This window comes from Shewanella oneidensis MR-1, from assembly GCF_000146165.2.
GTDB lineage: Bacteria > Pseudomonadota > Gammaproteobacteria > Enterobacterales > Shewanellaceae > Shewanella > Shewanella oneidensis.
Genome location: NC_004347.2, coordinates 4,340,760 through 4,357,936 on the forward strand (window position 1 = coordinate 4,340,760; position 17,177 = coordinate 4,357,936).

16 protein-coding genes and 1 pseudogene are annotated in these 17,177 nt (G+C 47.0%); 4 read left to right on the forward strand and 13 right to left on the reverse strand.

The window, feature by feature from the left end:
* Positions 1-252: 252 nt before the first annotated feature.
* From SO_RS19310 to SO_RS19320, 3 genes and pseudogenes are all read left to right on the forward strand, one after another.
* A pseudogene (locus SO_RS19310) lies at positions 253-474 on the forward strand (cryptochrome/photolyase family protein); the annotation flags it as partial.
* A 588-nt stretch (positions 475-1,062) separates the two neighbouring features.
* Positions 1,063-2,628 carry a cryptochrome/photolyase family protein gene (locus SO_RS19315; RefSeq protein WP_011073859.1) on the forward strand — a complete coding sequence of 522 codons (1,566 nt, stop codon included), beginning with the start codon at positions 1,063-1,065 and terminating at the stop codon, positions 2,626-2,628.
* Positions 2,629-2,653: 25 nt separating this feature from the next.
* Positions 2,654-3,364, forward strand: a complete 711-nt coding sequence (locus SO_RS19320) for an SDR family oxidoreductase (protein WP_011073860.1) — start codon at positions 2,654-2,656, stop codon at positions 3,362-3,364.
* A gap of 44 nt (positions 3,365-3,408) precedes the next feature.
* On the opposite strand, the gene SO_RS19325 is transcribed toward SO_RS19320, so the two are convergent.
* From SO_RS19325 to SO_RS19340, 4 genes are read right to left on the reverse strand one after another with little or no spacing between them, the layout of a single operon-like run.
* Positions 3,409-3,885: a hypothetical protein gene (locus SO_RS19325; RefSeq protein ID WP_011073861.1), complete on the reverse strand. Its 477-nt coding sequence runs from the start codon at positions 3,883-3,885 to the stop codon at positions 3,409-3,411.
* Positions 3,886-3,916: 31 nt separating this feature from the next.
* Positions 3,917-4,468: a response regulator transcription factor gene (locus SO_RS19330; protein WP_011073862.1), complete on the reverse strand. Its 552-nt coding sequence runs from the start codon at positions 4,466-4,468 to the stop codon at positions 3,917-3,919.
* A complete protein-coding gene (locus tag SO_RS19335; RefSeq protein WP_011073863.1) occupies positions 4,465-5,748 on the reverse strand; it encodes a sensor histidine kinase in 1,284 nt (427 codons plus the stop codon). Before SO_RS19335 ends, SO_RS19330 begins: the two co-directional genes overlap by 4 nt.
* Positions 5,749-5,750: 2 nt before the next feature.
* Entirely contained in the window at positions 5,751-6,671 is a 921-nt protein-coding gene (locus tag SO_RS19340) for a dTDP-4-dehydrorhamnose reductase family protein (protein ID WP_011073864.1), read from the reverse strand.
* Between the two features lie 180 nt (positions 6,672-6,851).
* On the opposite strand from SO_RS19340, the gene SO_RS19345 reads away from it, so the two are divergent.
* Positions 6,852-8,699, forward strand: coding sequence for an alkaline phosphatase D family protein (locus SO_RS19345; protein WP_011073865.1), 1,848 nt, complete (start codon positions 6,852-6,854; stop codon positions 8,697-8,699).
* Position 8,700: 1 nt separating this feature from the next.
* Here SO_RS19345 and SO_RS19350 read toward each other — a convergent pair whose 3' ends face one another.
* The 9 genes from SO_RS19350 to SO_RS19390 all read right to left on the reverse strand — a co-directional run bounded on the left by SO_RS19350 (position 8,701) and on the right by SO_RS19390 (position 17,074).
* On the reverse strand, positions 8,701-9,057 hold the full coding sequence (locus SO_RS19350; protein ID WP_011073866.1) for a hypothetical protein: 357 nt from the start codon (positions 9,055-9,057) through the stop codon (positions 8,701-8,703).
* Between the two features lie 181 nt (positions 9,058-9,238).
* Positions 9,239-10,294 carry an HlyD family secretion protein gene (locus SO_RS19355; protein WP_011073867.1) on the reverse strand — a complete coding sequence of 352 codons (1,056 nt, stop codon included), beginning with the start codon at positions 10,292-10,294 and terminating at the stop codon, positions 9,239-9,241.
* Positions 10,294-11,622, reverse strand: a complete 1,329-nt coding sequence (locus SO_RS19360) for a glycosyltransferase family 2 protein (RefSeq protein ID WP_011073868.1) — start codon at positions 11,620-11,622, stop codon at positions 10,294-10,296. The genes SO_RS19355 and SO_RS19360 overlap by 1 nt, the downstream gene beginning before the upstream one ends.
* Complete coding sequence (gene mxdA / locus SO_RS19365; RefSeq protein ID WP_011073869.1) at positions 11,619-13,007, reverse strand: c-di-GMP binding protein MxdA; 1,389 nt, start codon at positions 13,005-13,007, stop codon at positions 11,619-11,621. Before mxdA ends, SO_RS19360 begins: the two co-directional genes overlap by 4 nt.
* A gap of 282 nt (positions 13,008-13,289) precedes the next feature.
* Complete coding sequence (locus SO_RS19370; protein ID WP_011073870.1) at positions 13,290-14,207, reverse strand: pseudouridine synthase; 918 nt, start codon at positions 14,205-14,207, stop codon at positions 13,290-13,292.
* A gap of 52 nt (positions 14,208-14,259) precedes the next feature.
* The gene (locus tag SO_RS19375; protein ID WP_011073871.1) at positions 14,260-14,835 is read right to left on the reverse strand and encodes an LON peptidase substrate-binding domain-containing protein; all 576 of its coding nucleotides are present in this window, start codon (positions 14,833-14,835) and stop codon (positions 14,260-14,262) included.
* 29 nt (positions 14,836-14,864) lie between these two features.
* A protein-coding gene (locus SO_RS19380; RefSeq protein WP_141135407.1) for an IS3-like element ISSod1 family transposase occupies positions 14,865-16,024 on the reverse strand; the annotation gives its coding sequence in 2 pieces (ribosomal slippage) (positions 14,865-15,775 and positions 15,775-16,024; 1,161 coding nt in all).
* A gap of 179 nt (positions 16,025-16,203) precedes the next feature.
* A complete protein-coding gene (locus tag SO_RS19385; RefSeq protein ID WP_164925784.1) occupies positions 16,204-16,416 on the reverse strand; it encodes a hypothetical protein in 213 nt (70 codons plus the stop codon).
* 250 nt (positions 16,417-16,666) lie between these two features.
* Positions 16,667-17,074, reverse strand: coding sequence for a hypothetical protein (locus SO_RS19390; protein ID WP_164925785.1), 408 nt, complete (start codon positions 17,072-17,074; stop codon positions 16,667-16,669).
* Positions 17,075-17,177 lie beyond the last annotated feature (103 nt).

A 17,177-nucleotide genomic window follows, 5' to 3' on the forward strand; every position in this document is an offset into this window, starting at 1 on the left:
ACTCCGTTGGGGCGTCTTGGAGCATCCAAGGAGGATAGGACGAGCAGTCCTCCTTGGTCGGGTGTGGGGTGAAGCCCCACGACTTTGACTTTGCTTTTAAAAAGCAATCAAACCGAGCTTAGGTAAACCTTATTGTCGAAATCCCGACAAATACCCCGCCTTGTGATCCTCACAGTGCTGCAATCCGTAATGTTCAGCAATATCCCATCGCAAAATATGTAACCGCGACAGTCATCCACCAGAGTCCACCTAATGCAATTACGGCAGCAATCACAGCAGCAATTACAGCACTTCCATACGGTCAGGCTGATTTTAGGCGATCAGCTTAACGCCGAGCATACTTGGTATCAGCAAGTCGACCCTAAGGTGCTGTATTTAATCGCAGAATTGCATCAAGAAAACACTTATGTGACGCACCATGTGCAAAAAATTTGTGCGTTTTTCAGCGCCATGGCGCAGTTTGCCAGCGAGCTTCAATTTAACGAGCCACCCATTGTTAAATTTCTAAATGTGGCAGTAAGCATTACTCGGTTTGCTTTGTATGACTTGCAAACAACGCAAAAGCTGAAGGAGTTCACCTCCCCTCGGAGTTGCCGCAGGGCATTTGCGGTCGTTGCGTGAGCGAGGCATGGTCGTTCTCGTGCATCCATGCACTTCACGACATTCAGGCATCCTGCCTATCAGATGCCGAGATATCGTCAGTCGAATCAGGGACGAGCGTCTGACGCGATAGCATTAGAACGCTTAATGCACAAGGGGCTTTCAACTCCGCTGGGGGCGTCTTGGCTGATGTGAAAACAATAGGCAAGGAGGATAGGACGAGCAGCTCTCCTTGGTCGACTCTTTATAAAAAAATCAGGGGGTGAAGCCCCACGACGTTGACTTTGACTTTGCTTTTAAAGCCTTTTAAACGCAATAAACGAAGTTTACAAATAAACCTTATTGTCGGAATCCCGACAAATACCCTACCTTGTGATCCTCACAGTGCTGCTATCCGTAACGTTCAGCAATATATCATCGCGAAATGTGTAACCGCGACAATCATTCACCAGAGTCCACTTAATGCAATTACAGCAGCAATTACAGCACTTCCATACGGTTAGGCTGATTTTGGGCGATCAGCTTAATGCCGAGCATACTTGGTATCAGCAAGTCGACCCTAAGGTGCTGTATTTAATCGCAGAATTGCATCAAGAAAATACCTATGTGACGCACCATGTGCAAAAGATCTGTGCGTTCTTTAGTGCCATGGCGCAGTTTGCCAGCGAGCTTGGCGCTGCGGGGCATCAAGTGCGTTACCTCACCCTCGACGATACCCAAGACTTTGCCGATCTTAATGCCTTACTCCAATACTATGTCGCCGAAACGGGGGCGATTAAGTTTGAATATCAACGGCCTGACGAATATCGACTCCTCGCGCAATTAAGCCAGTTGAAGTTGGCCAATGCCGTTGTGAATTGCGTCGATACTGAGCACTTTTTATTCCCCTTTGACGAGATTGATAGGGAATTTCCCCAAGGGCAACACAGGCTGATGGAGCATTTTTATCGGCGAATGCGCAAAAGATTCAATATCTTAATGACGGATGTCAAGCCCGTTGGCGGACAGTGGAATTTTGATGTCAACAACAGGCAAAAACTTAAATCCCAAGATATCAAATCTTTACCTACACCCTTGATGTTTGGCCACAATGTACAAGATATTCTCGCTCGCCTTCAACGCCATGGGATTAATACTATGGGCAAGGCGGATACGCATTTACTCTGGCCGATAAACCGCGCGCAAAGCCTCGAATTACTTCAGTATTTTTGTGAATACTGCCTACCCGCATTTGGCCGCTTTCAAGATGCGATGACCCAGCAACATCCAGCGCAGTGGAGCCTGTATCACAGTCGGCTGTCCTTTAGCCTAAACGCTAAACTTATCAGCCCATTAGAAGTGATCAATGCGGTGATTGAGCACTATCATGCCAACCCTTTTATTGAGATAGCCCAGGTCGAAGGCTTTGTTCGGCAAATCCTCGGCTGGCGTGAATATGTGCGCGGCATCTATTGGGCGAATATGCCAAAGTACGCCAGCATTAATGCCCTCGAGGCCACGCGCAAGCTGCCCGACTACTTTTGGCATGGCAAGACTCGAATGAATTGCCTGCACCACGCCTTATCTCAGTCACTGGATTTTGCCTATGCCCATCATATTCAACGCTTAATGGTGATTGGCAACTTCTGTTTATTGACCGAAATCGCCCCCGATGAAGTGGATAAATGGTACTTAGGCGTGTATGTGGATGCGATTGAATGGGTCGAAATGCCCAACACTCGCGGCATGGCGCTATTCGCCGATGGCGGTATTGTCGGCACTAAACCCTATGCCGCAAGCGGCAGTTATATCAATAAAATGAGTGATTACTGCGGCAGTTGTCATTACAAGATAAAAGAACGTAGCGGCGAATCAGCCTGCCCATTGAACAGCCTGTATTGGCGCTTTATGGATAAACACCGCGCGCAGCTCACCCATAATCCACGCATCGCCATGCTGTACCGCACTTGGGATAACACTGAGAAGTCGGTTAAACAGGCAATTTTGGCCACTGCGGAACAGCATCTAGCGCAACTTGAACGGCTATAACGACTGAGTATTGAGGAGAAAAGCCATGCATATTCTAGTACTGGGCGGCAGCGGTGGTATAGGTCAAGCGATGGTCAATAAGCTTGGCGAAACCTATCCCGAGGCCACAATTCATGCGACCTATAAACATCATAGGCCAGATACTGGGCGAGACGATTGCGTTATCTGGCATCAGTTGGATATCACCCTTGAGGAGGAAATTAAGCAACTGAGTCAAAACATTCCCCAATTAGATTGGCTAATCAATTGTATTGGCATGCTGCACACCGAGGATAAGGGACCAGAAAAAAGCTTACAGACCCTCGATGGGGATTTTTTCCTAGATAATATCAAGCTAAATACCCTTCCCAGCATGCTGCTGGCAAAACACTTCAGCCATGCCTTAAAACAAAGTAACTCAGCAAGATTTGCGGTGATTTCGGCGAGAGTCGGCAGCATTAGCGATAACAGATTAGGTGGTTGGTACAGCTATCGCGCCTCCAAAGCGGCGCTGAATATGTTCCTCAAAACGTTATCGATTGAATGGCAAAGAAGCATCAAACACTGCGTGGTGCTGTCACTGCATCCCGGCACCACGGATACACCATTATCCAAACCTTTTCAGCAGAGTGTGCCCAAAGATAAATTGTTTACACCAGAGTATGTTGCCCAGTGTTTAGTGGGTATTATTGCCAATGCCACCCCAACTCAAACAGGAACATTTTTGGCCTACGATGGGGTAGAACTGCCTTGGTAGCGACACAAGCGTTTAGCACTGATACGGATTAACCTTGGCAGATCTTAACCCTGACAAAAATAGGCATAATTGATGCGGCCGCCTAGCTCCCATACGGCGGTCCAGCCGTTCACGTCGCTCATATAGCTAAAATAAATGGTATGGGATTCAAGACAAGTTTCTTGGAAGGCAGCTTTATTGTCGTTAATAAACTGCACCGAAGCCGCCAAAATATCACGGCATTCTTCATCGTCGGCGACTAACCAAATAAAGTCATCACACCAATAGTCCCGTGCTACGGCATCTTCAGGAGAATATAAATCCAGTTTTTGTTGTAGTCGTTGCCGCTGGTCGGGCGTGACATTGCAGGAGATCGCCAACTTATCGTATACCCCAGCACCGCCCGCCCAAAAGGATAAATCAAAGTCTAACTGCTGCGGCTCGGGGGCAAAGCCCAATAGATTTTCAATCACTTGTAAGCTTTTGGCTAAATCAGCATCGGGCCTGCGATAACGCACCTCAACACCATCATACTCACGCATTCCACGACTCCTTCATTCAGCGAATTCTCGTTTACTTGAGCGGCCCAGTTTCACTCACTGGTTTCTTTAATAACTTGCGTTGTAGGGTACGGCGGTGCATACCCAGTTGCCGAGCGGTGGCCGACACATTGCCCTGATTAGCATTGAGCACCTGCTGAATATGCTCCCACTCCAGCCGTTTAGGATTAAGCGGCGAGTCGTCAACGTCATCTTCTTGCAGGTTATTGGAATGAACATCAAGCTCAAAGGCGGCCAACAGGGTTTGGGTGTCAACGGGTTTAGCCAGATAGTTATCCGCGCCAAGACGAATCGCCTCCACCGCGGTGGCAATGCTGGCGTAGCCCGTCAGTAGCACCATCACCACTTTAGGTAACAAATTACGCAGCGGTACAATTAAACTCAGGCCGTTGGCCTCGGCCAATTTCATATCCAGCAGGATATGGGTTGGGCAACACTCCCGCGCCACCAGCAGGGCACTACTGGCATCGTGACTTAAACGACATTCAAACCCATGGCGGGTCAAACGCCGCGCTAAAATACCTGCAAGCGCTTGATCATCTTCAATAATCAATAGCCGTTTCATACTATTTCTCCAGTTGGCACTTTAGGCGCCAAGAGTGTAAAACGAATTTGCGCCACAGTGCCGCCTTGGGGGTGATTCGCCAAAATAAGCTCCGCGCCTAAACGCTCAAGACTGGCATGGCTCAGTAACAAGGCCACGCCTAAGCCTTTAGGGCTTTCGATTAATAAGGTGCCTAATTGTGGCAATAATGAGGGGGCGATACCCGCACCATAATCACGGATCTGCAAATAGGCCTGCCCCTCGCTTGGCGAACAATCGACGCTTATATCCACCTGCGAAGTACCTATGGTTTCGACACTGGCGCGGGCGGCATTTTCAATCAGGGCCATAATCGCGGGAGTTAAGCTCATATCGGTTAAGATCTGCTTTTCTTCTAGCAGCTTAGGCTCACAGGTTATCAACCAATTTAGCGCAGTTTGTGGCATCAATAACTGGGTTTTCTGTTTTAATCCGACCACCAGCTCAGTGATATTTTGAGGCCGCTGACGACGGTCACGAATCGACTCGGTAGCCAATCGCAGTTCCGCCAAAGTATGTTCACAACGCCCCAGCGCAGTTTCCATTTCAACTAAGGTTATTGAGGGTTCAGGAGTTTCTTCCCTTAACTCATCGAGCAATAAATGCAGTGTTGAGAGTGGCGTCGCTAATTGATGGGCCATTTGTGCTGACACAGTACCAAGCGCCACTAACTGTTCTTGTCTTAACTGCCCTTCACGCATATAGGCAAGCTGCGCATCCTGACGGCGCATACGTTTGGCAATCAGCGCCACGCTGGTGGTCAGCACTAAGGCGGAAATCACAAAATTAAACCACATGCCTAAATAGTGGGAACTCATATCCATGCCATGGTGCTGCATCTGCGACTCTGGCACGGTAAAAATCATCACGCTATAGGCGAGGGTTGATATCGCGGTCAGGCTCCAAGGGGCCCAAATGGGCAATGTGACCGCGGCCAAGGCGATAGGTAATAATAATAGCGAAATAAACGCATTGGTCGCCCCGCCCGAAAAATACAGCCAAGAAATCCAAAACAACGTATCCAGACTTAGGGCGATAAACAGACCACGCTCTTTGGCAAACAAGGGTTTACGTAATGCTAATGTGAGCGAAAGATAGAGCACCTCCAGCACAAAAACGTGCATGAGCGGCTCCATTTGCAAACTCAGGCCAAAGGTATCGGCGGCAAACAACGTCAAACCGATTTGCAGCAATAACCCTAAGGTGCGCAGCAGCGCGACTTGGTCGGCCGCTTGCAGATTCGCTCCTAAAATTTTAACCATCATTATTCCTTAAGCTTAAGGCCAACAGCTGCAAGTGCTGCACTGGATTGAGCGAGCGCCTGATTAAGCCCTGCGCTAAATTCCAACTCAGAATAAATGCCCAGCGCCGCTAAACGCCCGCAACTTAAGGTGCAGTTCTGCGGCCTTTTAGCGCTATCCATCGGTGTAAGTTCTGGAGTTAAATGCGCGGTGTCAATCGCCAATAACTCACCTAAGCTCAGTAGCATTTGGTACTTAGTCATGGTTTGCGGCGAACTAAAATGATAAATCCCTAACACATCGGCAGCATGTAACTGCCGCTTGATCAACTTAGCGATGGCGCCAGCAATATCCGCCGTCGAGGTAGGCGAACGAATAGCCCAAGCATCGACCCGCTGCGGCCTGCTATCCAACAATTGATTGATTAACACTAATACCGCAGATTCGCTCAGTTGAGTCACTTCGCCGTAGAGTATCGGTAAACGTAATACCGCAAAACGGCTGTCGGTATTCAGCACACAGGTTTCGCCCTGTAATTTAGACTCACCATAAAAGTTAACCGGATTGGGCGCGGCATCTTCGGCATAGGGCGGCGTTGTGCCATCAAACACATAGTCGGTTGAGATATACAGCAGCCAAGCTCCATGCTGTTTAGCGGCCTTAGCTAGGGTTTGGCTAGCACTAAGATTAAGCGCCAAAGCCTGTTCCGGAGACTGCTCAGACACATCGGGGCGACGCTCTGCGGCGCAGTGCACGATAACCTCTGGCCGTTCGCGGGCAATAAAGGCTTCTACCGCAATCGCTTGGGTTAAATCGAGTTTATGGATATTCGCTTCGGCGCAGCTAAAGCCGGTGGCTATCACCCGATGCCCTGCGGCAGTTAACTGTTTAACCACCGCCCTGCCGAGCAATCCGGTTGCGCCCGTCACCATGATATTTGCCATATTGCCCCAAGCTCCTTAGCCATTCATTTGGCGGATAATTCTAAAAGCTTTTCATATTCAACGCACTTGTTTACTCTTATTTGCCTGTGCTTAACCGCATAGGTTTGACTCAAGGTAACCCAATTAACGATCAAAAGGCTGAATTTGACTCAAGCACTTCCCCTTATCCTCGCAGGCCCGATGCTGCGCCACTGCGATACCTCGCACTTTACCCTCTGGTTTGTGAGCCGCGAGCCATTAACCGAATTACAACTGGTCTTAGGGGAGCAAAGTTATGGGTTAGCTGAGGAAGAAGTGCATTGCATCCCACTCGGCAAGCACGCCTTTCAATATTTGATTAGCCTGTCTCGCCCTCATCTGCTCACACCTAACTCGAGCATTTTTTACCGCGTATCAGCTAAGGGGATTGGCGATATTTTCAATGGTGTCAACGGATTGCACTATAGCGGTGCCGACTCACCCCATGTTTACTTTTGCACCGAACTCAAACAGGTATGGCACGGCTCATGTCGCAACCCCCACCACCACAGCGAGGATGCCTTAGTCGCCGCAGATACTAAGCTAGCACAGCTTATCGATGGAGATCCGCAGCAGCGCCCAGCCCTGTTGATGCTCAGTGGCGATCAAGTTTATGTGGATGATGTGGCTGGCCCCATGTTATGCGCCATTGGTCAGGTGATCGAAAAACTCGGCCTGCACCATGAAACCTTTAGTGGCGCCAATATTTCGGGAAGTGAATCAATCAGTTATCAAGCCGATAGCTTGTACTTACGCCATAAAACCTTGTTGCCACGCACCGAATATTCCGCTAAAACCGCACTCTGGCGCTGGTATGTCAATCATCCGATTTTTACCTCATCCATCGCAGAAAACCATTTAGTTAGCCTGAGTGAAATGATCGCCCAGTATCTACTCACTTGGTCGCCAGAGCTATGGGAGCTACTTGATTTACCCAAGGATGTCGACGGCCTTTCGCTGGCAAATAAGCTGCGGTGGCAAAAGGAATGGCAAAACTTGCTGGCCTTTAAAGCGGGACTCACTCAGGTTAGGCGCCTTATGGCGCATATTCCCGTGTATATGATGTTTGATGACCATGATATTACCGATGATTGGAATCTCACCACCAAGTGGGAGCAGGCCGCCTACGGCCATGCCTTTTCTAAACGAATAATTGGTAACGCCTTGATTGCCTATACCTTATTCCAAGGGTTAGGTAATGCACCGCGTAAATTTAATGCAGAAGTTCGCCCAAAGTTGGATGCGTTTTTCAATCGCCCCGAGCCTAACACTCAGGACGCCTTGATTGATATCTTACTGACATTTGAGCAATGGCATTACACCTTAGACACCTCACCCAAGCTGGTTGTACTCGATACTCGCACCCGCCGTTGGCGCAGTGAATCGAATCTTGCCAAACCCTCGGGCTTGATGGATTGGGAAGCCTTGATGGACTTACAACAGGCGCTGCTCGGCCAATCTAAGGTCATTATCGTCTCGCCCGCGCCGATGTTTGGCGTCAAAGTGATTGAAGCGGTGCAACGGATGGCTACCTTGATAGGTGCTTCGCTACTGGTCGATGCGGAAAACTGGATGGCGCATCCGGGCGCTGCCAATGCTTTGCTAAGCATCTTTATGCACCGAAAAACCCCAGAGCAATTCGTCATCCTTTCAGGGGATGTACACTACTCCTTTGCCTATGACATCAACATTCGCTTTCGCCGTAGCAGCCCGAATATTTACCAAATTACCTGCAGTGGGATTAAAAATCAGTTCCCTGAAAAACTATTACCACTTTTCGACAAACTCAATGGTTGGCTTTACGGCCATTTTTCACCGTTAAACCTGTTTACCAAGCGAAAGCGGATGTCATTGCGCGGCAGACGACCAAATGGCGAACGGAGCAAGCGTTTAGTCAACCGCAGCGGCATAGGTATTTTGGTATTAGCGGATAATGGCGAGCCCACTAAAATTGCCGTATTACATGGGGATATGAGCGAAACTCGGTTCGAACCACCAAGGCAAGAGTAGTTTATTCCAACGGTTCAACACGCGTTTCATCCGCCCCTGAATGGTCAGGTGTAGTTGCGCTATCTTCTTGTCTGGGCAAACTCTGATTAAATAACGGCGATACAGGGGGCTTAGGTGGCGAGGTATTATCTAACATCTGATCCCAAATGACCTTTGGTAAGGATGATGACTCGGCTTTACTCTTATCCTCCTGCATGACCTCTGCACTTGGTTTTTTGGGTTCGATCACCGCGCTCGCTTTACAGATCTCTGTCGTCAACTCTTGCACATAGGGATGCTTCGTCCAGCTACCAAAATACATGGCACCTAAAAGCACTGCGATACAGAGCAAAATTGAAATGATTGCAGATTGGGTCATCTTACCATCCAAATGGGCCGATAAAACGCAGCACTAACACTTTAGTAGGACCTATCATAACCATACAAGACTACCGCCAACTAGTTTAAAGCCAAAGGTGTAACACACAGAACAGTAATAAAATTTGTACACCATCTTCGCTTGGCCTTATTAAGAACTGCATTTGCCTCGATCGAAATGGCTACCAAAGATAGTCAAAACTCACTTCAACTGGCACGCCCTCAATCGCAGTAGGCAACGCAGTTTCCGGTTTTAAGGTAATTTTCAAAACGGGTTTTTCGCCATCAAAGGGACCCGACAATTGTTTAGGTAAGCGACCCACCAGCTCGGTGGGCTCAGAGATCTCAGCGCGAAGCCAAGTACTATTGGGTAACTTAATGGTCGCCTTTTGACCTATGTTGGTATATTCCAGATACTTAGGTTCAAGGTAAGCAAAAATGACCGCAGCCTCACGACCGGAGAGTAAGACTAAGGGTCTGTCTTCAACGATATGCTCACCTACTTGCACTAACACATCAACAACCCGCGTAGGATTAAGTGCCTTAATATGTAATTGCGATTCCTGTGCTTTTAATCGGGCCAACTGCAGCTCGATATTGTATTTTGATTGCGCGATGGCCCCCGCGAGCAACTCAGTCTTCTGCCCCTGACGCGCCTGCATTAAGTCGACTTTTGCCTGTTCAAGTGCCATTTTTGAAGCCGTATGCGCCTGCAACACTGCCGCCATATCCGCGGTGGGAACAACTCCTTGACGCTGATAACGCTCAAAACTGTCGAGCAAACCATCCTGCCGCGTAACGCCTTCTGCCGCGACAGCGATACGCTGTTGTAATTGCGTAAGGATTTCAGCATTGAGGCTGAGATGATCAAACTCAAGCTGAGACAATTGCTTCTCTAACTCTTGAATTTGGGCACCTAACTGCGTATCGACTAAGGTGAGAATATTGGCACCACTGGCGAGCACATCACCTCGTTTCACCATAATCGCGGCCACATCCCCAGCACTTGGGGCGCGCACTTCTAAGGGCTCAGTCGTCACTATGCCACTGGCCAAAATAAACAAATGGGGACGCAGTAATATCCAGCCGACCACAACTACAGGTGCAATAACTAAGGTTAATAACAAGTACCAACGCCCTTTAAAGCCCCCCCTTTTAGCTGCGGCATATTTTACCCCGATACCTTTGTCATCGGTTGGTCGCTGTGCCTTATGGCTAGGCTGATAATTCACTTTCATTAAAACTTTCTCCCACGTTTCAAAACCCACCATGGCGCCATTGAGCTTTCTTCATGGGAGCGGCGAACAACTTCATTCAAGAGCGCAAATAGACACACTAAACGCATAAACAGCGCATAAAAAGGATATAAAGGTAACCAGATGGCTAAACGTAAATCCTGGGATAGTCGCTCCGAAATCGCCAATAGCACCACTAAGTAAAAGAACACCAAAATGGCAAGATAAAAGCCATAAATCGTGAGCGAAATCGAGGTAATAAACTGCCAAGGATAACTCAGCACTATCCCTAAGGAATAAAATACGATGACGAAGGGCATCAACACGTTCTGTAAAAAGCCATAGAGCAAGGTAAAGAGAAAAGTCCCAGTGCCTAACAGCTTAGGCGTAAATGCTGGCCAGTGTTTACGAAAATACAGAAATAACAGATCCCCATCCCAACGCAGGCGCTGTAACACTAAGGTTTTGAGATCGGCTGGCGCATCTGTATGGCCAACAGCCAAGGTCGCAAAAGGAATATGCCAGTCAGGGTGGCGCTTAAAGTATTGCTTAATCCTCACGGTTAAATCCAAATCTTCGGCGGTATGAGTATCCCAGCCGCCAATTTGAATTAAAAAAGTCCGCCTAAATGCACCAAAAGCCCCAGAAATATTATTCAGCAGATTCCATTGCCCAAGTCCGGTTTTTCCACCTTGCATTGAGATCAGATACTCAATCGCTTGCATTCGAGTCAGTATCGATTCGTTCACATTGCGCACCCTTAATGCCCCCCCTACAGCGGGCACATTAGGATCTTCAAAATAGGGCACGATCTGCGACACCATATCGTTATCGAAAGAGGTATCAGCATCGGCATTGATCACAATCTCGCCCGTGGCAACCGATAGACCCGCATTTAAAGTCGACACTCGGCCACCCCGCTGCCATTTAGGCAACACCACCACCTTGCGATTTGGTACTTGGCAAGCCTTAGCCGCCGCCATCGCAACTTGATAGGTCAGCGCGTTTTGGACAGCGCCATCGACAACGGCAATGATCTCAATCTCACCGTCGTAAACCTGTTCGATAAAGGAGTCGATTGTCGATTTGACCGCTTCCCCCTCGGCATAACAAGTGATCACGCAGGACACTTTAGGTTTATAAAGCGACTGCCGAGGGATCTGCACGAAACTGGTGTAGTAAAACCGCATAATGCCAGTGAGCACCAACAACATCAGTGGAGCCTCATACAGCAGTATGAGCGGCACCAGCCAAGCGAAAAAGCTTAAGTGTTCAGCCAATTGATGCCAGATATCTAGCACCATGTAGCTGATGGTGTTGAATTCAGTCATATTGGCTTAGCTTTAACTAATTGATCCGTGAGCCATTCAGCCACATTTTCGCCAATCTCCGCCGGTAAGGTCAGAGCTTTTACGCTAAATTCAATCTTAGATGTGGATTGCAATTCTTTAAGATCAAACAACTTCTTATAAATACTATTTAGCTGGCTCATCTCTGTCATGGGTAACAACATCAACAAACCATCACGGGTATAATTGCTACACGCATCAGTCACCCGAATAACGCTTCGCAGACGATCTTGCAAAGCATCAAGCTGAGCAAAGCCCTTCGCCTCACCCTCTGCCCGTAAAAACTCATCTACATTCAGCATTTGAATCGACAAAATAGAATGGGTTTGATGGTGACGTTTCGCCAATTTATTTTGCCAATCGAGCAACCAATAAAACTGAGCACTGGTCATTTGCTCACCCGGCTCCAAAGCAAACCAAGATAGCGAGCGTCCTTGTCGCACAAGGGTGCGGCCAGTTATCGCCAGTTTAAAACTGTACACATTCCTCACATGCAGATCATTCAACTTGCTACTGACCTGGCAATGTAGACATTTTGCTTCCACCACAGCATCAACGAACAAAGTTTGGCAACTGTTACAATGTTGATTCTCGATCGGTCTGTCATAGTCCACACCAATATGACGCAAACTCTGTAAGCAGTTTGGGCAGCTTAGGGTGTTCAACTTGCGAAATGATGCTTGTGCACCAACATGCCCACAGTTAAAACAATGCAAACTACTTTGTAGCTCAGTGTCTATGCTATGACATTGAGGGCAGACATCGATGTAATTCAGATGTCCTGAATGACAACTGGGACAAAAACGTAATCGATTAGATAATTCTGCCTTTTCAATCAACTGAGATTTTTGTAATTCCCCCAACCAAGCAAAACTTTCCTCTGGATTAATACCAAAACAGCGTAATAATGGGTAATCATAGAGGTAGGTTTTTTCAGGAACGGAATGGGGTTCTAATATGGTATTTTCATGGCACCACAAATAAGTCAGTAATTTGTAACGGGGATCATCGTGATAATCTAACTTAATCTGTTTTTTCTTAAGTTGATATATTTGATAGCATTCATCATAACCAGCATCCCACAATCCATTCGCTAAATAAGGAGACAAAGCGCTCTCATGGCAAACTAATATATGACTCAAAAAGGTAGAGTCATTTTTCCTCAGTGCACGTAAACACTTATCTTGTTCTTCAGCTTGCAATGATAATACGATTAGTTCAACTGTCCGCCCTTGCTCTAACAAAGCCTCCACTGAATTAAACGTTTCAAACTCAGGGTGCCAAGGGTGCTGATGACAGGGACCAATCCAGACGAAATTATCTAAATAACAATTATTTATAGCATTCAAAGAAAGTTTAGATGTCATATAAAAAACCTTGTACAGATATAAACATCCGTGTAATAACCCATAAGGAGTAGACCCTAAACTCAGCTATCATTAGAAAGTCGTTCTAACACTGAGTATAGATTAGGTAGGAGTCAAAATAGTGTAAAAAAGAATATCAAAACTCGCTTTAATCACAGCAATATTGATCTTAACTATTTATGTTAAAAATCAATATAAACATATTAAATCAATATTTCAACCAAAGACCGAATATTAAAAAATAACAAAATAAAAATAAACAAATAAGTAACATCAACCTATTTATAGATACAATTGTTCACCCTGAACATCATGTTTCGTGCCAGTGACGGGATCGATAAAGCGTAAGCGCTGCGCCATCAGTTGCAGTGGCCTCGCAAAATCATCTGGCCCTTTAGGTAATAACATTGGATAAAAGCGGTCATTTAATAATGGCATACCAAGACTTTGCATATGTACCCGCAGTTGGTGAGTTTTGCCGGTAATCGGACTTAATTGGAATAATCCAAATTCCCCTTTAATCGCGATCAAGCTTATTTCCGAGTGAGTATTTGCCTCGCCTTCGACTATTTTCATGGTAAAACTGGGTTCGCTGCGCTGCATACGATTTTTGACCGTCCAATGTCGTGGCAAAGTTAATTCGCCACTCGCATGTTGCGCCAAAAGTTCAGGCGTGAGTTTGGCAATCGCTTGATAATCTTTACGAATAGCGTCATCGACAAATAGTTGGTGATAAATATGCCGCGTTTCTGGGCGAGTCGTCATCAGAATTACGCCAGCGGTTTCCCGGTCTAACCTGTGGGCAGGGGCGATAGTGTCGATACCCGTTCGCAGGCGTAAACGATGCACGAGGCACTCATTCACATAATCACCGCTGGGGGTGACGGGTAAAAAATGCGGTTTGTAGGCCAAGATAAGGTTGTCATCTTGAAATAAAATCTGCTCCGCGAACGGGACTTTTGCCTCCACCGGCACTTCGCGATAGTAATAGGCCCTCGCCGTCGGGCGATAAGCGGTATCGAGCCCAATCAAGCTGCCGTCTTGCCAATGCACTTTGCCATCGAGGATGCGCTGGCGCCAAACCGCTTCGCCAATATGGGCATAGTGGTCAATCAAAAAAGAAAATACCGTGGGTTTATCCACCACTTCTAAAGGAAGTACCACAAAGGAAGGTTGGGCGGCGCGGGCGGTTTGGGTCATATCAACAAATAGCGGCTACAATGAGCCGCTATTTTAGCCTCGGTGTGGTTTTTCAGTCCACATGGGACTTGATGAGTTGCAAAACAAAGTCCATAGTTTTGTGGCAATCGGGTTGATTTGCCAGCACCAGCTTATCGCGATTATACATGGGCAGCACTTCTAACCAACGCTGACTGACCCAAGCCGCATCTTCTAAATGCACTTGAGAGTATAACTCCAGCAAGTCGGGGTTCACCTCATAAAACTGTTCAAGGGCAGCGCTGATCAGCTCGAACTCCCCTTTTATCGGTTCTTCCTGCCAGTTTTGGCACGGTAAAGTACGGGACATCCACAGTTTATCTTTCGCTTGCGCCGCCGAAAGAATACTCACCCTTTGGCGCCCCTCTAAAACGATGCTGAGGGTGTCATCTTCTAACTGATTAAAATCAATAATCTCACATTGTGTCGCAGTCGGATAACAGGGCGGATTGCCACTGGGTTTCATCGCCGCAAAGGCCAAATCGTATTTGCCTTTTAAGACATCAGCAACCATACGCAATTGACCCGGTTCGACCACGCGGACCTCAATCCTTCCCTGTGGCAGTAACAAGGCATCGCGCATAATTAACGCCATTTCTCGTGTTTGCATAGCAACCTCCTGCCCAACGTTTGTACTGGTCAACCCAAACTGGACACTTTTACTTGAGAATTCTCAAACTCTACAGGTGACAGATCGTTATTAGCAGAATGAAGTCGCTCCAAGTTGTAATATTTGATGTAAGCCGTCACATCTTGCTTCATAAACTCCCTTGTTGGTTGAGCAACTTTAAAAATCCAATCGTGTTTCAAGCTACCAAAGAATCGCTCAACAACGGCATTATCCCAACACGCACCCACATCACCCATGCTGGCTCGGATACCATAGCTCGATAGCAGCCTACCGAATTGTTTACTGGTATATTGCGAGCCTCGGTCACTGTGAAATACCAGCCCTCGCGCTGGTTGTCGCAGGTTGTAGGCTTTTATTAATGCCTTGGATATCAAATCTGTGGTCATGCGTTTGTCTATGCGCCATCCCACAATCCGGCGTGAATATAAATCCATCACCACAGCTAAGTACATCCAGCCTTCACCCGTCTTTAAATAGGTCACGTCACCCGCCCAGACCTGATTAGCCGATACTGGATTAAAGTTCATGTTTAACAGGTTATCAGCCACTGCATCTGAGTGTTTTCGCTGTGTCGTCACCTTGTAAGCACATCGCTGGGTTGCTTTGAGTCGAAGGCGGTGCATAATTTTACGAACGAGATAGCGACCAACCTGGTAGCCTTCCTTGCGCAATTTCTTCACCATTTCACGATTCCCTAAGCTGCCTCGACTTTGCTTAAATAGCTGTCGAACAAGGCGATAAAGCTTCAGTGTTTCAACGCTTATCACGTTTGCAGGGCGTTTATGCCAATCGTAATAGCCTGACTTACTGACACTCATTACTCGACATAACAGTGTTATGGGAAACAGGTGAGATTGCAGTTTGATGAAACGAAATCTTACTTCATTTCTCTCGCAAAGAAGGCGCTTGCCTTTTTTAGAATTTCTTTCTCCATGCGTAATTCTTTGTTTTCTCTACGCAATCGCTTCAACTCATCACGCTCAGACTCTTCTAAGGTGATGCCTTGTTGCAGGGCTTCGTGTTTTTCCTTCCAGTTGTAAAGCAGGCTCGTGCTAACTCCAAGAGACTTTGCCGCATCGGCAACGCTATAACCTTGCTCCAGCACCATCAAGACGGCTTCATCTTTAAATGCCTGCGGATAACTCTTATGTGATTTTTTCAGACTCATATAGACCTCTTAATTTATTGACCATACTGTCTCAAAATTAAGTGTCCGATGGGATTAGACCAGAACAGTTAGAAGATGCGTTCAAAAAACAACCACCTTACAAAATTAGAGTGTAGCAGCAGAAATTATTTCCATCCCAAAGTCGCTGACAGCAAAAAAGATTTTAGCTTGATTGGCCCCTAACCTTGCAGAGGCGATAAGTGGTCTAACACCTTCCCTTTTACGTAAACCTCAGCAAATTCATCGGCAAGACGCTCACTTAAGGCGACAGCAATATTGCATGCGCTCAGTTGTTTGAAACCTTCACGGTCGGGGACTTTACCAAAGGGCAGTGACCCCTCTATTTGAGATACAAGTGCAAGCAACAGTGGAATGGAATCCGTTGCTAACATCACGGCATCCATATTGGCCGCGGTGAGCGGCGCTTGCTGAGTTGGTCAATCCTCTAGCAGCCGAAAGGGTGAAGCCACGAATTGCTGACTAAAGACTACACGCTCAAAATGCCAACCTAAGGCTTTACTGCTAAATAAAATGCTTGCTGCGGCGATAACCAGTCCCACCGCCAACGGTACTTTATGGCTAAAACAATTTATGTGCTTGGAGCGGCATGCAACTAAAAGTTGTGGATATAGGAATGCTAGACTATTTCATATCACCGGGATTACAGTTGTTAACGAAATCAGCTATCGCTTGCATGCCCTCCGGTGTACTGATCGCCATTTCAACCATAAAACCATCGCTTATACCCTCCATATTTTGCGTAACATTCAATTGCAGCCAGCCACTTTTGGCGAAATCTTGCATAAAAGTAGAGTTACTCGTAAATGGTTCAGAGCTGACCATTCTATCACTGCTACTGGCTTTTAGAGTCAGCTTTTCGTTTTGGCTACTTAAATCCACCTCATTATATAGATTATCATCAACGACGCGAACGGCCGCATAAACTTCACCTTCCGATGCAAGACACAGAAATCTGAGTTCAGCCGCATCGACATCGTCATTTTTCTGTGCATAGAACAGAAAAACCCGACGATCACCTTCTTGGTCCATTTCATCGATCCACAACTTCCAATCGTAGCCCTCTCGTGGTTCTGGTGAACTGCGCCGCATCTCAGCTACTACAGGTTGATCTTCGACGGATATCTGTTCAGCC

Excerpts from the sequence above, each read along its gene's own strand:
- SO_RS19315 (WP_011073859.1), top strand. The coding sequence starts at position 1,063 with ATGCAATTACAGCAGCAATTACAGCACTTCCATACGGTTAGGCTGATT.
- SO_RS19320 (WP_011073860.1), top strand. The coding sequence starts at position 2,654 with ATGCATATTCTAGTACTGGGCGGCAGCGGTGGTATAGGTCAAGCGATG.
- SO_RS19325 (WP_011073861.1), bottom strand. The coding sequence starts at position 3,885 with ATGCGTGAGTATGATGGTGTTGAGGTGCGTTATCGCAGGCCCGATGCT.
- SO_RS19330 (WP_011073862.1), bottom strand. The coding sequence starts at position 4,468 with ATGAAACGGCTATTGATTATTGAAGATGATCAAGCGCTTGCAGGTATT.
- SO_RS19335 (WP_011073863.1), bottom strand. The coding sequence starts at position 5,748 with ATGGTTAAAATTTTAGGAGCGAATCTGCAAGCGGCCGACCAAGTCGCG.
- SO_RS19340 (WP_011073864.1), bottom strand. The coding sequence starts at position 6,671 with ATGGCAAATATCATGGTGACGGGCGCAACCGGATTGCTCGGCAGGGCG.
- SO_RS19345 (WP_011073865.1), top strand. The coding sequence starts at position 6,852 with ATGCTGCGCCACTGCGATACCTCGCACTTTACCCTCTGGTTTGTGAGC.
- SO_RS19350 (WP_011073866.1), bottom strand. The coding sequence starts at position 9,057 with ATGACCCAATCTGCAATCATTTCAATTTTGCTCTGTATCGCAGTGCTT.
- SO_RS19355 (WP_011073867.1), bottom strand. The coding sequence starts at position 10,294 with ATGAAAGTGAATTATCAGCCTAGCCATAAGGCACAGCGACCAACCGAT.
- SO_RS19360 (WP_011073868.1), bottom strand. The coding sequence starts at position 11,622 with ATGACTGAATTCAACACCATCAGCTACATGGTGCTAGATATCTGGCAT.
- mxdA (WP_011073869.1), bottom strand. The coding sequence starts at position 13,007 with ATGACATCTAAACTTTCTTTGAATGCTATAAATAATTGTTATTTAGAT.
- SO_RS19370 (WP_011073870.1), bottom strand. The coding sequence starts at position 14,207 with ATGACCCAAACCGCCCGCGCCGCCCAACCTTCCTTTGTGGTACTTCCT.
- SO_RS19375 (WP_011073871.1), bottom strand. The coding sequence starts at position 14,835 with ATGCAAACACGAGAAATGGCGTTAATTATGCGCGATGCCTTGTTACTG.
- SO_RS19385 (WP_164925784.1), bottom strand. The coding sequence starts at position 16,416 with ATGTTAGCAACGGATTCCATTCCACTGTTGCTTGCACTTGTATCTCAA.
- SO_RS19390 (WP_164925785.1), bottom strand. The coding sequence starts at position 17,074 with ATGGACCAAGAAGGTGATCGTCGGGTTTTTCTGTTCTATGCACAGAAA.